Consider the following 15,583-nt stretch of genomic DNA (forward strand, 5'->3'; position numbering starts at 1 on the left):
GCAATGCACAAAAATTGCCTTTATATTGCCATCATACATGAACGAGACGGCTTTCTGTCAAAGCCGCTGCCGCTGAAAAGGATGGAAAATGTCCAGGACCAAGACTGCCGAGACCATCGAAAACGTTGAATTCCCGAGCTTCGACGCCTCCAAGGCCACCGACCAGATGCGCGCTTTCGCCGAAAAGGGCGTTGAGCAGTCGAAAGAGGCCTACGCCAAGCTCAAGACCGGCGCCGAGGAGACCCAGAAGGCTTTGGAATCGACCTACGAAACCGCCAAGACTGTTTCCAGCGATCTGTCGCTCAAGACCATCGCGGCGCTGCGCGCCAACGCCGAGGCCGGCTTCTCGCATCTCGAAGCCCTGATCGGCGCCAAGTCGCTGTCGGAAGTCGTCGAGCTGCAGACCGCCTTCCTGCGCAAGCGCGTCGAGCTGACCGTCGAGCAGGCCAAGGACTTCCAGGCTGTTGCCTCCAAGGCGGCCGAGGATGTCTCGAAGCCGATCAAGACCGCCTTCGAGAAGGCGATCAAGGAAATCAAGGCCGCCTAATAATTGCGCATCGTCCGCGGATGCAACAAAAGGTCGCATTTTGTCGGACAAATAGATGTGAGATAGTGACGGTCAAGCGAATACCCGGCGGGTGGAACCTCCTCCCTTCACCTCCGGGGTGACCAGCCAGCACCTCCTCCCGCTGGCTCGTAACAGGAAAAGGCCGGCACCTCCTCCCGCCGGCCTTTTTCTTTGCCCGGCGAAAGGTGCACCGCTGTGGGGAAGTGGCCTTTGCTTTGCAAAAGCCTTGAATTAGAATTCATAAGCCCGTAAGGACGCATCGCCGAACGACAGAGCGGATCGCGGAGAATGAACCTTCCACCTCGATCCCGCTACCAACGTTAAGACGTGCCGTTGTAGCTCAGATGGTTAGAGCGCCGGATTGTGGATCCGGAGGTCGCTGGTTCGATCCCAGCCAACGGTACCATTGGCTTTCCATTAACTACTTGAATTTTTGGTCTAATCTGACCGCGCCTGTCGAAATCCTGCGCAATCGCGGATTTTTGTGCTTTCTATGGTGCTACAAATGGCGCCTGGGAAGACATCGCGAAGCGCGAGACCCTGGCCGCTTCCTGGGGCTGCGGGGCAGGCATCGTGCCGGCCTTACCGGATCGGCGTCTCGCCGCGAAACAGCGGCTGGTGCGCCCGCATCAAGGCGGCAATCCGGTCGGCGACTTTTCGTACCGGCGGGGAGTGACGTTCCTCGTGATGGGTAACGATCCATTGGTCGGTTTCGAGTTCGGCGATAGGCTGAGCGACGCGAACCAGCCGCGGATCGCTGTCACCCACGAAGCATGGGAAAATCGAAAGGCCGGCGCCGGCGGCCACCAGTTCGCGTACCGAATGGGTGTTGTTGCCGCGCACGGCGATGCGGTCGCCATGATGGGCTTGCAGCCAGCGCGCCGAGGCAACGTTTGCTCCTTCGCCGGTGACGCCGACGAACAAGCCGGCGGCGATGCCGTTGATCAGCTGGCGTCCGGAATAAATGGCGTGGGCAACCTTGCCGCTCTGGCGACCGGCCAGCCACTGTTCGTTCGGGCGCTCGCTGCGGATGCCGATGTCGGCGGCACGGCGCCCGATGTCGACCCTGTCGGTGGTGGTGACGAACTCCACCCTTATGCCGTCATCGACCGTCCAGATCTCGCCGATATGGGCGCAAACGAAGGCCGAGGTCCATGGCCCGGCCGAGACGCGGACAATGCGGTCGGGCAGGCTTCCCTCGCGCCAGCGGGTCAGCGACTGCATGGCTGCCTCGACATCTTCGGCGCGCCGCAGCAGTTCTTCACCGACCGGGGTCAGCCGGTAGCCGGTCTGCTGACGCACGAACAGCGGTTCGCCGATCTGCTTTTCGAGCGCGGTGACGCGTCGTCCAAGGGTGGCCGCGCTGAGGCGCGTGGTTGCCGTCGCCGCGCTCAAGCCACCCAGCCGCGCAACGTCTAGAAACAACCTCAGATCGTCCCAGCCGATATCCATTTTGCAGAAATGAAAAACTCCTTGCGACCGTGGCTGTAGCGCGAAGCGGGCATCGCACGCAAGTATGCGGGCATTGGAGGTGTTGGACAATCCTGCCTGGCGGAACAGTGAGAAGCGCCTCGGCTGGCCAAGAAGCCAGCGCAACCCTTTCGATCGCGCAGGCGCTTGGCGCGGATGCTTTGCGCTTTCGATCAACCACGCGCGAGGGGTATTCCGCGCGCCAAAGGAGACGGTCATGTTGCATGAATTTCGACGCCGCTTCGCCCGCTGGCTTGCCTATCGCCAGACGCTTGCGAGCTTGCGGCATGTCCCGGACAGCACGCTGGCGGATGCCGGCATTTCTCGCGAAGAAATCCGCGAGCGTGCCCGCCACGCCGCCCTGCGTCGTTGAGCCAATGGAGGCGGGCATGCAGATGATGAAGCTTTGGGATGGCCGTTCGGTACCGCGCATCGGGATCGGCACCTGGGCGGCGGGTGGCGCGGCGCGCTGGCATGACGGCGACCATCTATGGCGAGGTCGACGACGTCAGGTCGCAAGCCGGATTGCGATGGCCTATGATATCGGCGCGCGGGTGTTCGACACGGCTGCCGCCTATGGCGCCGGCAATGCCGAGCTGATCCTTGGGCGGGCGTTGAAGGGCAAGGACGAAGCGGTCATCGTCACCAAGGTCGGCTATTTCGGCGATCCCGAAACGCGCAAGATCGCTCCCGAGGATGCCTCTGCCGCGGCGATCCGGACTTCGATCGACAATTCGCGGCAGCGCCTGCAGCGCGATTGTATCGACGTCGCGCTGCTGCATATCAACGAGTACCCGATCGAGCGCGCCGGCGAGGTGTTCGATACGCTCGGCCTGCTGCACCAGGAGGGCAAGATCGGCGGCTTCGGCTGGAGCACCGATCACCGCGAGCGGCTTGCCGCCTACGCGCCGCGCGAGGGTTTCGTGGCCGTGGAGAATGACTTCAATGTGTTTACCCCGGCAAACGAGCTGATGGCCGTTGCGGCGCGCGAGGACCTCGTCTCGTTCAGCCGGCTGCCCCTGGCAATGGGGCTGCTCACCGGCAAATACACGCCGGCCATGAAGCTGCCCGCCGATGACGTGCGCGGCGGGAATGCCGAATGGATGGTGTTTTTCAGGGATGGCGCCGCCAACCCGCACTATCTGTCAAGGCTCGCGACAATCCGCGACCTGCTCACCTCGGGCGGGCGCACGCTTGCCCAGGGCGCGCTCGGCTGGATCCTCGCCAAGTCGGCAATCGCCTTGCCGGTTCCCGGCTACACGCGGCCCGAGCAGGTCGAGGACAATCTCGGTGCGCTGGAAAAGGGCCGCTGCCGGCAGCGGTGATGGCCGAGATCGACGCCGTGCTGAATATTGCCGAGACCGCCTGACATGCAGTCCGAAATTCGCATCACCTCGGAGCAGAACTGCACACCGAGCTGATACCGATTGAAAATCGGCTGATGTCATTTGCAAAGAGCTTCTGGGCGAAAACAACCGGGCACGGTTTAGCCGCCCGAACGGGCTTGGTTCGAATTGATTCGCCAAGTTCAGTGCGAAGGCGTACAAAAAGGGGTCGTCAGCAGCACGATACGGGCGTTGACGCTTGGGAGCGACCATCGCACTCCTGCCCAGCGTGAGGCTAGGATGTCATGGCGAAAGACCCTGAGCGCCCCGGTCTAGCGGCCGAAACCGTGCGTGCACTTGCCCGCGAATCGGGTGCTACGGAACAGCAGATACGCGACATAGTGTTCCTGATAGGCTTCGACCGCTCCTCTATCCTCAGGGAAGCTCGCCTTCTGGCGAAGGATCGATAGCCGACGAAACCTGCGATTTGTCCACAGCAGCTACTGTCGGTTTCATACCGACACGGCCGCCCGCCTAGTGCTGGCCGGGTGGGACAGTCTATGTTTTGCCACCGTCGTTCGAGGGGCGCGGCCGGCCGAGAGATCCTAGTGCTCTTGCCCAAGTGGAGAGCGTTTCGTGGATCACAAGGTTCTGCAGGCCAGGAGCGAGTTGTTGCGCCGGATGAGCGCGGGCGATTTCGAGCGGCTGCGGCCACATCTCAAGAGCGTTTTTCTGGAATTGCGATCACCGTTGGAGAACGAAGGCCAAAAGATCGAGGCCGTCTATTTCTTGGAGAGTGGCATCGCATCGGTTGTGGCCAAGGCTTCGGCGACGGCGGAAGCAGAGGTGGGAATAATTGGCTTTGAGGGCATGACCGGTTCGGCGCTGATCATGGGCGACGAGCTGGCAAGCTTCGATTGTTACGTCCAGTCGACGAGCGAAGCGCTGCGGATGAGTGCCGCGCCGTTCCTCGAAGCCTTGGAAGACAGCCCTACCTTGCGGCCGTTCCTGTTGCGCTACGTCCAGTATCTCCACATCCAGACGAGCTACACGGCATCGATCAACGCGCGGCACAGCCTTGAGGTCCGACTGGCGAGATGGCTTCTGATGTGCAGCGACCGGACCATCGGCGACAGGCTTACGATAACCCACGAATTCCTTTCCGTTATGCTGGGCGTCAGGCGCCCTGGGGTCACCGTGGGGCTTCAGACAATCGAGAGCCATGGCTACATCCGAGCCCGCCGCGGCGAAATCACGATCCGGGATCGGAGAGGTCTCATGACGCTGGCACGGGACTCTTACGGCGCTCCCGAACTGCAATACCGTCGGCTGGTCGGAGATCTCGGTTCAAAGAACCCTTCCAGGCAGGATCGTCCGCCCACCTGACCGCCACCATTGCCGGGGTTGGTAGGCCGGATTGTGGGCCGGAAGTGCGGGAATGGCCGACGCGATAATGCCGGTTTGACGGCACATTGCCTAAGCTCGCGTCGGCCATTGCGGCATGGTTTGGATGCCCCCTAGCCAATCTAGTGATCTAGCGATGGCCGACAATAAAGGTCAATTGATTGGTAAGAACCGTACGAAGCTGAACTTTGTCTTGCACCGATGGGGTGCCACGCAAGCCTGGCGCATCGCACTCTCGGAATAGAACATAACTTCCCGCCGCTGGCCGAGCGCCGTTACCCCGTCACGTTGCCGACGTTAGCCGTAGATCCCTTCATGCCGGCACTTCGCCGGCGCTGCTCATAGCCGGCACCGGTCAGGCAATCACAAGTCCTTGAACGCAAACTGTTCCCGGAACATCTCAACTCCAGGTTTGTTTGGAGCCCAGATGCTATCTGGAGCAGGGCGGAGAAATCCATGGTCAATTCCCGATCGATGCCGGTGGTCACCAGGCGTCCGATCTATCGGGCGCCAATGGCGATCGCCAATGCCTGTTTCATCGGCACGCTGCTGACCGACCTCGCCTATTGGCGGACCGCCGAGATGATGTGGACCGATTTTTCCGCATGGCTGTTGTTAGCCGGTCTGGTGATGGGAGCGCTTGCGGTAATTGCGGCCCTTGTTGATCTCTTCACCGGTCGAATGTTCCCAGTGCGCTGGGTCTATCTGCTCGGCAGCCTGGTGGTTCTTGTCCTTTCGTTCTTCAACGCGCTGGTGCACAGCCGTGATGCCTGGACCTCGGTTGTGCCGACGGGGCTCATCCTCTCCGCAGCAGCCGTGATCGTCTTGCTTCTCGTGTGGCTGCTGCGATGGAGCACGGGCCGCGCTCCCGGGGAGGTGGTCGAATGAGCGCCATGCAGGTTTCCGACAGACACATCCGGCGTGCCGTGGGGTTAGGCCTGCTGTGCGGATCGCTTCTGGCATTGCCTGCCTGCAGCGACGACGACCCAGACCCAAGCGGCCAGGTCGGGCCGAACCCGACACTGCCTGAACCGACGCAATATCTTGTTCCGCCCATGCATGTCGCTTCGATCATCGGCTGGAAACAGGACGAGAAACCGACGGTTGCGAAGGGTTTGCAGATCCAGGCATTCGCCAAGGGATTGAAGCATCCGCGCTCGCTCTACACCTTGCCGAACGGTGACGTTCTCGTGGTTGAATCCGTGGCGCCGCCCGGCGCCGCGATCAAACGTCCGAAGGACCTGATCATGGGCTGGATCGAGTCCATGGCGACGTCGGGCGGCGGCACCGAGGGAAGCAGCAACCGCATAACCTTGCTGCGCGATACGAACGGCGATGGTGTGCCCGATCTCCAGAACGTCTTCCTCGACCATCTCAATTCGCCCTTCGGTGTGGCTCTGGTCGGCAACGACCTCTATGTGGCCAACACGGATGCCATCGTGCGCTATCCCTACACGCCAGGCGATACCAAGATCACCGCGCCTGGCACCGTGCTGACGCCGCTGCCCGGCGGCCCGATCGATCACCACTGGACCAAGTCTCTCGTTGCCAGCCCGGACGGATCGCTGCTTTATGTCGGGGTCGGCTCCAACAGCAACATCACGGAGAACGGCATCCAGGCGGAGAAGGACCGCGCCGCCATCTGGGAGGTCGACAGGGCGACAGGCCGTTCGCGCATTTTCGCAAGCGGGCTGCGCAATCCCAACGGTTTGAGCTGGGAGCCGCAGAGCGGAGCGCTTTGGGCCGTTATCAACGAGCGCGACGAACTCGGCCCCAATCTGGTTCCCGACTACATGACTTCGGTCAAGGACGGCGCGTTTTATGGCTGGCCATACAGCTACTATGGCCAGCATGTCGATCCGCGGGTGATGCCGCAGCGGCCGGACCTGGTCGCCAAGGCGATCCCCCCGGACTATGCACTGAGTTCTCATGTCGCGCCCCTGGGCCTGGCATTTTACACCGGCACCAATCTGCCCGAATCCTATCGCAACGGCGCGTTTGTCGGCGAACATGGCAGCTGGAACCGCAAGCGCTTCAACGGCTACAAGGTCGTTTTCATACCGTTCAATGGCGGTCATCCCGACGGCAAGCCTCAGGACGTCGTCACCGGTTTCCTTGACAATGACAACAAGGCACATGGGCGGCCCGTGGGCGTTGCTGTCGACAAGGCCGGTGCTTTGTTGATTGCGGACGATGTTGGAAACACCGTCTGGCGCGTGACTGCCGCACCTCGGTAGCCGTTTCGGATTGTATGCGCAGGCAAGGCGCGTGATGATCTTGGCACGACATGGTAAAAATCGTACAGTGAAACGTCATCAAATCAAGCGCTTTTAAATACCTGCCACGCCGATATGGGCGGCGAGTCGGACGGACGAACGGCCATGTCGACAAATCCCGAACCGACCAATGTCGCCACGTCGGTGGACGCCATTCTCGATGAGTTGCAGGACAGCCCTTTCCCATCGATGCAAGCCGCCATAGCAATGCTGCNGGAGCGGACCGGCACGGAGCGATCGGATGCGGATCTGAAAGGCTTGATCACCAAGAAAGCTGCTGTGCGGGGCATTCAGATTTTTGACGAGGGCAGCACCGCAAATTGAGCCCAAGGCTGCTCATCTAGGTTCGTTATTGATGGATGTCGCTCGCGACGAAATGCGGGATCGCGATCTGGTCAAAATCACCGAAGGTGCGCAATGACGCGGGCGCCCAGGTGTTCGGGGCATCGCTTATCCTGACTGCCGAATGAAGCGCGTGATCTTGATCGGTCAGCGTAGGAGCCGCAGTGGAATTTCCACCACATTCTCCAATCCGGGCAGCTCAAAGGCCATGGCCAACCGACGCAAGGAGGCCATTTCCACGATCAGCTCTTCGATCGAACGATCCGGCAAACCCGTCTTCACTTTCTGCCTTACCCTTGCTGTGAGTTCATGAACCCGGACAGGCACGAAAAGCGCGCTGTCGTCCAGCAATCTGCTGATTTCGATCACCACATCGGCGTCAATGTCTTTCGGCAATTCCCGCATGGGCGTCACCTTGGTCTCGAAGCGCCCCGAAGGCGATCAGGCATTGCGCCAGAAGGCAGGCCGGACGCGGATCGATCGCCAGATTCATAAAACCACCCGCCCGGCATGTCACGATAAAACGTTTGTACGAAAATAACCGAACCGGCTGGCTCGCGTAATCCATACGTCTTGCCCGAAATCGCGGGCTACGGCATCGGCGCATGCCGCACACCATGGCTCAATTGCCGTCAGCATCCGGGCGCCTGTCACCTGGTGAACTCGTCATCAAGAATGCGCAACGCCTCTTCGTATTTGGCCGTGGGTGCTCCGATCTGCCGCGATTGCCAGATGTTGTCGGTCAGATCCGCCCGCTTTACCGGCAGCGCCAATGGGTTCGATGCAGCCCGCCGCACGAATGCAAAATAGTCCTCGCCGTCTCTGCGCGTCATGGCGTCGACCGCGGCGGCGATCGTCGGTCCAAAGCCCGCCTCTTCAAGCCTGGTCCGGCTCCAGCCTTCGCCTTTTTCCAGAACGTCGTGCAGATAGGCGACGACTTTCTGGTCCATCGTCTCGACAGCGTCGACCACCCGACGGCAATGATCGATATAGGGGCCTCCTGTCTTGTCGTGCTGCGATGCATGGGCCTGCTCCGCAATCTTGGCCGCCCGATAGAAAATACTCATCGCATCCATCTCCGCCTTGCCCCCGCGAGCCGCGGCCTTCAGGCACTAACACCGTTCCCTGGTTTCGCGGTGCGGCAAGTCCATGCGGCAGCAAAACGCCGGCCGCCGGCGTCGGTTCCTGTCCTTTTGCAGGAGCGAGTTCCCGCACGGGACGCTCGTCGGTTCCGAGCGCCATGGCATCGAGGCCGCTTCCGTTGACGGAGCCGGCGGAAATGGACCGGCAAGAGGGGCCAGAACCAGGCAGCCGATTGGGTATCGACCGCGCTTCGGTTTCGACGAAGCAATGGGCAGAAAAAGACTTCTTTTTGCGATCCGGCCCGAATGCTCTCTTGCGGACCTTAGAACACGCAAGGCTCGCTTGGGAGGCGACGCCCAAACAAGAGCGGCTGCCAAAACAAGAGCCGGCATACGCCGCTAGAATCAGGCCGATGCCGGCAACAGCCATAGGGGAACCACGACAATGAAGACATTTCGAAACTGCCTGATGAGCGCGGTCGGCGCAGGCTTGCTGGGCCTGGGACTCGCCGCTCCTGCCAACGCCGGCGCCATCCGTCTTGGCATGACGACCTGGGTGGGCTACGGGCCGCTTTTTCTTGCCCGCGACCTTGGTTACTTCAAGGAGGCCGGCGTCGATGTCGACCTGAAGGTTATAGAAGAATCAGCGCTTTACATGGCGGCGGTCGCCGGTGGCGATCTCGATGGCGCCGCCTCCACGGTCGACGAACTGATGAAGTACCGCTCGGACGATCTCTGTTTCAAATACGTCCTGGCGCTCGACGACAGCCACGGCGGTGATGGCGTCGTCACGCAGCCCGACGTCAAGTCGCTCAAGGATCTGAAGGGTCAGCAGGTGGCCTTGAACGAGGGCTCCGTTTCCGAATTCTGGTTCAATGTGCTCCTGAAAAAGGAAGGCATGACCGAGGACGACGTCACCATCACCAACATGACCGCCGATGACGCGGCGACCGCCTTCATCGCCGGCCAGGTTCCCGCCGCCGTGACTTGGGAGCCGCATCTCACCGAAGTCCGCAAGGGCGGCAAGGGAAAGGTGCTGATCGATTCGACGACCACCCCTGGCCTGATCGTGGATGTGATCGCCCTCAAATGCGATCTGATCGAAAAGCATCCCGAGGACGTAAAGGCCCTCGTCAAGGGCTATTACAAGGCGGTCGAGTACATCAAGACCAATCCGGAAAAAGCCTATGAGATCATGGCCAAGGGCATTGGCGGCTATCTCGAAAAGCCAGAGGATTTCGCGGCCGGCGCCAAGGGCGTGCGCTATTACGACCGCGATCGTAACCTGGAATTCTTCGGCACGCCGCAGAAGAGCGAGGCGTCCGAGCTGGTGAACTTCGCGCAGGACATCTGGGGCAAGGCCGGCAAGCTCAAGATGACGATCGACGCAAAAACCATCCTCGACACCGATTTCATCAGGGAACAGTGAGCCTTCGAGAAACCGGGGTCGGTCCGCCTGGCCGCCCCCGATTTCCCGGCAGGCCCGAGCTTCGCGCTTCAGAACATCAACGGAGGCCATCCCATGGCGCAAAGGCGGACAGCGTGGACACGCCTGACGACCCCATTCGCCAACATTCCAGCCAGCACGGCAACAACACTCGCGCTGGCGATGTGGGTGGTCGTGATCGGCGGCTGGGCCCTGCTGTCCTATGGCCGCGTCGTGCCGAACATGTTCCTGCCGACGCCTGGAACCGTGCTGCAGACGACCTATCGCATGTCTCTGGACGGCAGCCTTTTTTACCACACTTTGACCAGCGCCAAGGTGGTGATCCTGGGCTTCATCGTCTCCTCGCTGATCTCGGTGCCGCTGGGATTGTGGATGGGGACCTACCGGGTGGTGCAGGCGCCGCTGGAGCCGTTGGTCAATTTCATCCGCTACCTGCCCGTGACCTCCTTCGTGCCCCTGTTCATCCTTTGGATCGGCATCGGGATCGAACAGCGCATAGCGGTCATCTTTTTCGGCACCTTTTTCCAGCAGCTGGTGATGATTTCCGACTGTGCGCGCAGTGTGTCCAGGGACTTGGTCAACGCCTCCTACACTCTGGGCACCAAGCGCAGCGAAGCCGTGTGGCACGTCATTTTCCCGGCCGCGCTTCCAGCCATCCTCGACACGCTTCGCGTCACCATGGGCTGGGCCTGGACCTATCTGGTCGTGGCCGAGCTCGTCGCCGCTTCCAGCGGCCTCGGCTATATCAGCCTGAAGGCGATGCGAGGCTTTCAGGTCGATGTGATTTTCATGGCGATCGCCGCGATTGGGCTTCTGGGCCTTATCACCGACACGGCGTTCCGCATTATCCGGGCGAGGGTCGCGCCATGGGCATCCTGATGTTCAACGCAACCTCGCAAACCGCGGTCGGATCAAGGGTAGCAATGAGCGAGACCATCAAGGCGAATGATCTGGCCGGCTCGGCCGCGACGACTGGCGATCAGCGCTCGACCGGCACGACGATGGCCGTAGAGGACGTGACATTGCGTTACGGCGACGCCAATGGCGTGCTGGCACTGGACGATGTGTCGCTGAAGGTGGCCAAGAACGAATTCTGTGTGATCGTCGGCCCTTCGGGATGCGGCAAATCCAGCCTGCTCTACCTTGCGGCCGGCCTCAATGACGCGACTTCGGGCAGCATCAAGGTCGATGGCCGCGAAGTGATCGAACCCGGTCCCGACAGAGGCATGGTGTTCCAGAGCTACACCTTGTTTCCCTGGCTCACGGTGCGCGCCAACATCGAGTATGGGCCCAAGCGCAAGGGCCTGCCGGCGGGGCGGCGCAAGCAGATCGTCGACCAGTATCTAGACGAAGTCGGCCTCGCTCCCTTTGCCGACCACTACCCCGCCCAGCTTTCCGGCGGCATGAAGCAACGCGTCGCGATCGCACGCGCCCTTGCCAACGATCCGGCCGTTCTGTTGATGGACGAGCCCTTCGGTGCTCTCGACAGCCAGACGCGCGGAACCATGCAGAAACTGCTTTTGCGCGTCTGGGAGCGGCAGCAAAAGACGGTGCTGTTCGTTACCCACGATATTGACGAGGCGCTCGTCCTGGGCGATCGCGTCCTGGTGATGACGGCCAGGCCCGGCAAGATCAAGGCCGAGATCAAGGTCGACATCCCCAAGCCGCGCTCAATGGACGTGATCCTCGAACCCGAGTTCATCGCGCTCAAGCGCCGCATCCTCGGCCTTTTGCACGACGAGATCGACGAGGATCATTGATGCATCCCGCCCAAACGCATGCCCGGGCTCGACCCGAGGGGTCTGCGGCGGTTTTTGGGAAAACAGCGTGCTACCAAACGTCGAGCGGACCCATTCGAAAGGCGGGGCGGATCCCTACCTTTCGCCGTGATGCGCCGAGCCCAGGATCATCTCCGAAGCCTTCTGTCCGATCATCATGCTTGGCGCGTTCGTGTTGCCGCCGATCAGCTTCGGCATGACTGACGCATCCGCGACCCGGAGCCCATCCACGCCTCGCACTTTCAGCGTCGCCGGATCGACGACCGCCATCGCGTCCGTCCCGATCTTGCAGGTCCCGACAGGGTGGTAGACGGTCAGCGCTTCGGCGCGCAGATAAGCGAGGATCTCGTCGTCGCTGCGGATATTCTTGCCCGGAAGCATTTCCTTGCCACGCACCGGATCGAACTCGGATGCGGCGAGGATCTTGCGCGCGATCTTGATGCCTTCGACAAGCACCATGGCGTCGTCTTCATCGGCGAAGAAGCGGTGGTCGATGAGAACATCGCGGCGAGAACTGTCCCGTGACAATCTGATCTCGCCCACGCTTTTCGGTCTGAGCACGCAGGTGTGAATGGCATAGCCGTGGCCATATTCGATGAGCCTGCCGCGATGGCTGCGATAGCCCGGCACGAAGTGGAACTGAATGTCGGGCAGGCCGTTCGCATGCCTGGTTCTCGCAAAGCCACCGGCCTCGACATAATTGGTGGTGAGCATCCCCTTTCGCCGCGCGAAATACTGGAAGGGCGCTGCCGTGATGCGGGGCAGGTTGGCAAGCGACAGGCCGAGCGTCCTGGTGCTCCTGGAGCGCACGGTGATCATGCCGTCGACATGGTCCTGCAGGTTCTTGCCGACACCCGGCAGGTTGAGAACCGGCGTGATGCCGATTTGCCGCAGCTCGTCCGCGGGGCCGATGCCGGACGCCATCAGGATCTTGGGCGAGTTGATGGCCCCGGCGCAGAGTACGATCTCGCGGCTGGTCGCGAATATTTTCTGCTGGCCATCGTGGCGCACGCGCAGTCCAGTCGCGCGCCCTTCGGCGATGACAAGGTCGATCACCTCGCATGCGCTGAGCAGCGTCAGGTTCCTGCGATCGAGGACCGGACGCATGAAAGCGGTGAAGCTGCTGAAGCGCTCGCCCCGATTCTGCGTGACGTTGTAGATCCCGACGCCGAACTGGCTCTCTGCATTGAAGTCTTCGTTGGCGGGCAGGCCGGCACGTTCGCCAGCCCTGACGAACATCCTGGAGAGCACGTTCGGATCACGCGGATTGTCGACCATAAGCTCGCCGTCCGTGCCGTGATAGCGCGGGTCCTGGGCGATCAGGTTGCGCTCCAGCTTCCTGAACACAGGCAGCACGTCGCTGTAGGCCCAGCCGGCGCAGCCGAGCGCTGCCCATTCGTCATAGTCGTCCGCGGAGCCGCGAATATAGACCATCGAGTTGATCGAACTCGATCCGCCCAGCGTCTTGCCCCGGTTGACCGGAATGCTGCGGTTGTTGAGATGGGGCTGTGGCACGCCGACGAAACAATAGTCGTAATTCGGGTTGCCATAGAGCGACAGGATGCCTGCCGGCACCCTTACCCGCGGGCTGTTATCACTGCCGCCGGCCTCTATCAGGCACACCCTGACCGACGGATCGGCGCTCAGCCGATTGGCCACCACGCAGCCCGCCGACCCCGCGCCGACGACGATGTAATCATAGCTCTCGGTCTTCATGCCAGCCCCTCGAGAATGCCGGCGCTCGAGGCATTGCGGAACGGGCCGCTGCGGTAGCGCATCCTGTTCCGCAACCAGTTCCGTGCCGACACATGCCCGGCTTCGCCCGCCACATCGTGCGGCGCTGCGGGTCCGACCGCTGAAACTGTAGATGCGTCTATCGGCGTGAGAAATTCGGAAATGGTTACGCGTGACTTCGGAGATTCGTTATGGGCGCCCACCGGCACGTGCTGCTACTTGTGAGCGCCAATAACGAGACGACCGAATGACGCGCGGCCTGTCTGGAATACGGTGAAATGGATCACCCGGGGCTGCATCCGCCAGCCGCCGGAAATCGGTTTCATCCGTGCGGCGGGAGCTGTCGAATGGTCAGAAGAGGACTGGGCATGTCGGTTGAGACGATAGACACGCTTGTCGTTGGCGGCGGCCAGGCGGGGGTGGCCATGAGCGAGCACCTGAGCAAGTGCGGAGTGCCTCATCTCGTCCTCGAACGTGGCCGCATCGCCGAGCGCTGGCGCACGCAGCGATGGGACTCCCTGGTTGCCAACGGCCCGGCCTGGCACGATCGCTTCCCGGGCATGGAGTTTCCGCGGACGGCCCCCGACGGCTTTCCCTCCAAGGACGAGGTCGCCGACTATTTTGTCGCTTACGCCAAGCAGATCGATGCGCCGATCCGCAGCGGCGTGGAAGTCAAACTCGTGCAAAGAAATGTCGGTCGGCCCGGCTTCCGCATCGAGACGTCCGAGGGCGTGATCGAGGCCAACAGCGTCGTTGCCGCCACCGGACCATTCCAGATCCCGGTCATTCCGCCCGTTGTCCCCGAGGAGGCGGGTATCCTGCAAATCCATTCCAGCGCGTACCGCAATCCCGCGAAATTGCCAAAGGGCGGTGTGCTGGTGGTCGGAGCGGGATCATCGGGCGTGCAGATCGCGGACGAGCTCCAGCGCGCGGGAAGGCGCGTCTATCTTTCGGTCGGCCCGCATGACCGCCCGCCGCGGGCCTATCGCGGGCGCGACTTCTGTTGGTGGCTGGGCGTTCTCGGCAAATGGGACCTCGAAACCCCAGGACCCGGCACGGAACATGTCACGATCGCGGTGAGCGGCGCGCGCGGCGGTGAAACGATCGATTTCCGCCGGCTGGCGGCGCAGGGGCTTACCCTGGTCGGCATGACAAGGACATACCAGGATGGGCTGATGAGCTTCGCGCCTGATCTTGCGAAAAACATTGCTCGCGGCGACGCCAGCCTGATGTCGCTGCTGGATGAAGCCGACGCCTATGTCGCACGCAACGGTCTCGACCTTCCGGAAGAGCCCGCTGCCCGCCGGATCGAACCGGATCCGGAATGCATGACCAATCCGATCGGCGAACTGCACCTGGCCAAGGCCGGGATAGCGGCGATCATCTGGGCGACGGGCTTTGCCGCCGACTACAGCTGGCTGAAGGTCGACGCCTTTGACGAGAAGGGCCGGCCCAGGCACCACCGCGGCGTCTCGATCGAGCCAGGAATCTATTTCCTGGGGCTGCCCTGGCAGTCGCGAAGAGGTTCCAGCTTCATCTGGGGCGTATGGCACGACGCCAAGCACGTGGCCGACCGCATTTCGACGCAGCGCAAATATCTGGCCTACCATGCCGCCGCGAAGCGCGAGGCCGTGGACGCCTGACCAAAGCCGACGACAGCTGCGAGCCCGACCTGATGGAGACCAACATGGCGCATACGCGAATTCGCACCTTCAATACCAAGGATACCTATCCCGAGCAGAAGCTCGACAACGATCTGTGCCAGGCGGTCGTCACGCGGGGCGGCCGCACGATCTATCTGCGCGGCCAGTGCCCGCAGGATCTCGACACCGCCAACACCATCGAGAGCCATGATCCGGTCGAGCAGACCCACAAGGTCATGCAGAACATCAAGCAGCTCATCGAGGAATGCGGCGGGACGATGGAGCATCTGGTGAAGGTGGTGATCTACCTGACTGATGTGCGCCATCGCGAAGCCGTCTACCGGACGATGGGCGAATACATCAAAGGCGTGCATCCGGTTTCGACCGGCCTCGTCGTGTCGGCCCTGGCGCGGCCGGAATGGCTGGTCGAGATCGACGGCACCGCAGTTATTCCGGATGATGACACAGCCATCATCCGGAATGATGGCGCAACCATCATCCCGGACTGAGCGCC

The 15,583-nt window shown here is 61.8% G+C and carries 17 protein-coding genes and 1 tRNA gene; 13 read left to right on the forward strand and 5 right to left on the reverse strand.

Features of this window, described 5'->3' with window-relative positions; translation table 11 throughout:
- The first annotated feature begins 88 nt into the window (after window positions 1–88).
- Together M653_RS0119335 and M653_RS0119340 are read left to right on the forward strand one after the other, a co-directional pair.
- Entirely contained in the window at window positions 89–547 is a 459-nt protein-coding gene (locus M653_RS0119335) for a phasin (RefSeq protein WP_027144815.1), read from the forward strand.
- A 350-nt stretch (window positions 548–897) separates the two neighbouring features.
- Window positions 898–974 (forward strand) — tRNA-His (locus tag M653_RS0119340).
- Window positions 975–1,150: 176 nt separating this feature from the next.
- Here the strand turns inward: M653_RS0119340 and M653_RS0119345 are convergent.
- Entirely contained in the window at window positions 1,151–2,257 is a 1,107-nt protein-coding gene (locus M653_RS0119345) for a LysR family transcriptional regulator (RefSeq protein ID WP_084636766.1), read from the reverse strand.
- On the opposite strand from M653_RS0119345, the gene M653_RS1000000136820 reads away from it, so the two are divergent.
- The 6 genes from M653_RS1000000136820 (at window position 2,256) to M653_RS0119380 (ending at window position 7,367) form a co-directional block, all read left to right on the forward strand.
- Window positions 2,256–2,411 (forward strand): DUF1127 domain-containing protein, encoded by a 156-nt coding sequence (locus M653_RS1000000136820; protein WP_156938228.1) that lies wholly within the window; start codon window positions 2,256–2,258, stop codon window positions 2,409–2,411. The two genes, M653_RS0119345 and M653_RS1000000136820, sit on opposite strands and share 2 nt — an antisense overlap.
- A gap of 16 nt (window positions 2,412–2,427) precedes the next feature.
- A complete protein-coding gene (locus M653_RS1000000134560) occupies window positions 2,428–3,363 on the forward strand; it encodes an aldo/keto reductase (protein WP_198028808.1) in 936 nt (311 codons plus the stop codon).
- 681 nt (window positions 3,364–4,044) lie between these two features.
- Window positions 4,045–4,749, forward strand: coding sequence for a Crp/Fnr family transcriptional regulator (locus tag M653_RS0119365; protein ID WP_051442745.1), 705 nt, complete (start codon window positions 4,045–4,047; stop codon window positions 4,747–4,749).
- Window positions 4,750–5,223: 474 nt separating this feature from the next.
- Window positions 5,224–5,655 carry a DUF2231 domain-containing protein gene (locus M653_RS0119370; protein ID WP_051442742.1) on the forward strand — a complete coding sequence of 144 codons (432 nt, stop codon included), beginning with the start codon at window positions 5,224–5,226 and terminating at the stop codon, window positions 5,653–5,655.
- Complete coding sequence (locus M653_RS0119375) at window positions 5,652–7,004, forward strand: sorbosone dehydrogenase family protein (protein WP_198028809.1); 1,353 nt, start codon at window positions 5,652–5,654, stop codon at window positions 7,002–7,004. The genes M653_RS0119370 and M653_RS0119375 overlap by 4 nt, the downstream gene beginning before the upstream one ends.
- Window positions 7,005–7,148: 144 nt before the next feature.
- The gene (locus M653_RS0119380) at window positions 7,149–7,367 is read left to right on the forward strand and encodes a hypothetical protein (protein WP_027144820.1); all 219 of its coding nucleotides are present in this window, start codon (window positions 7,149–7,151) and stop codon (window positions 7,365–7,367) included.
- Window positions 7,368–7,532: 165 nt separating this feature from the next.
- Here M653_RS0119380 and M653_RS0119390 read toward each other — a convergent pair whose 3' ends face one another.
- From M653_RS0119390 to M653_RS0119395, 3 genes are all read right to left on the reverse strand, one after another.
- A complete protein-coding gene (locus M653_RS0119390) occupies window positions 7,533–7,790 on the reverse strand; it encodes a hypothetical protein (protein WP_027144821.1) in 258 nt (85 codons plus the stop codon).
- Window positions 7,765–7,953: a hypothetical protein gene (locus M653_RS1000000137360; protein ID WP_198028810.1), complete on the reverse strand. Its 189-nt coding sequence runs from the start codon at window positions 7,951–7,953 to the stop codon at window positions 7,765–7,767. The genes M653_RS0119390 and M653_RS1000000137360 overlap by 26 nt, the downstream gene beginning before the upstream one ends.
- Window positions 7,954–8,035: 82 nt before the next feature.
- A complete protein-coding gene (locus tag M653_RS0119395; protein ID WP_027144822.1) occupies window positions 8,036–8,452 on the reverse strand; it encodes an HD domain-containing protein in 417 nt (138 codons plus the stop codon).
- A gap of 460 nt (window positions 8,453–8,912) precedes the next feature.
- Between M653_RS0119395 and M653_RS0119400 the strand changes: the two genes are divergently transcribed.
- From M653_RS0119400 to M653_RS0119410, 3 genes are all read left to right on the forward strand, one after another.
- On the forward strand, window positions 8,913–9,896 hold the full coding sequence (locus tag M653_RS0119400) for an ABC transporter substrate-binding protein (RefSeq protein WP_027144823.1): 984 nt from the start codon (window positions 8,913–8,915) through the stop codon (window positions 9,894–9,896).
- Between the two features lie 93 nt (window positions 9,897–9,989).
- Window positions 9,990–10,793, forward strand: a complete 804-nt coding sequence (locus tag M653_RS0119405; RefSeq protein WP_027144824.1) for an ABC transporter permease — start codon at window positions 9,990–9,992, stop codon at window positions 10,791–10,793.
- 122 nt (window positions 10,794–10,915) lie between these two features.
- Window positions 10,916–11,674: an ABC transporter ATP-binding protein gene (locus M653_RS0119410; protein WP_245262228.1), complete on the forward strand. Its 759-nt coding sequence runs from the start codon at window positions 10,916–10,918 to the stop codon at window positions 11,672–11,674.
- Between the two features lie 114 nt (window positions 11,675–11,788).
- Here the strand turns inward: M653_RS0119410 and M653_RS0119415 are convergent, their stop codons facing one another.
- Entirely contained in the window at window positions 11,789–13,408 is a 1,620-nt protein-coding gene (locus M653_RS0119415) for a GMC family oxidoreductase N-terminal domain-containing protein (protein WP_027144826.1), read from the reverse strand.
- Between the two features lie 386 nt (window positions 13,409–13,794).
- On the opposite strand from M653_RS0119415, the gene M653_RS0119420 reads away from it, so the two are divergent.
- Window positions 13,795–15,069: an NAD(P)/FAD-dependent oxidoreductase gene (locus tag M653_RS0119420; protein WP_027144827.1), complete on the forward strand. Its 1,275-nt coding sequence runs from the start codon at window positions 13,795–13,797 to the stop codon at window positions 15,067–15,069.
- Window positions 15,070–15,113: 44 nt separating this feature from the next.
- Window positions 15,114–15,578 carry a RidA family protein gene (locus tag M653_RS0119425; RefSeq protein WP_027144828.1) on the forward strand — a complete coding sequence of 155 codons (465 nt, stop codon included), beginning with the start codon at window positions 15,114–15,116 and terminating at the stop codon, window positions 15,576–15,578.
- Window positions 15,579–15,583: the final 5 nt, after the last annotated feature.

The organism is Mesorhizobium sp. WSM3626 (genome assembly GCF_000513935.1).
Classification (GTDB): Bacteria; Pseudomonadota; Alphaproteobacteria; order Rhizobiales; family Rhizobiaceae; genus Mesorhizobium; species Mesorhizobium salmacidum.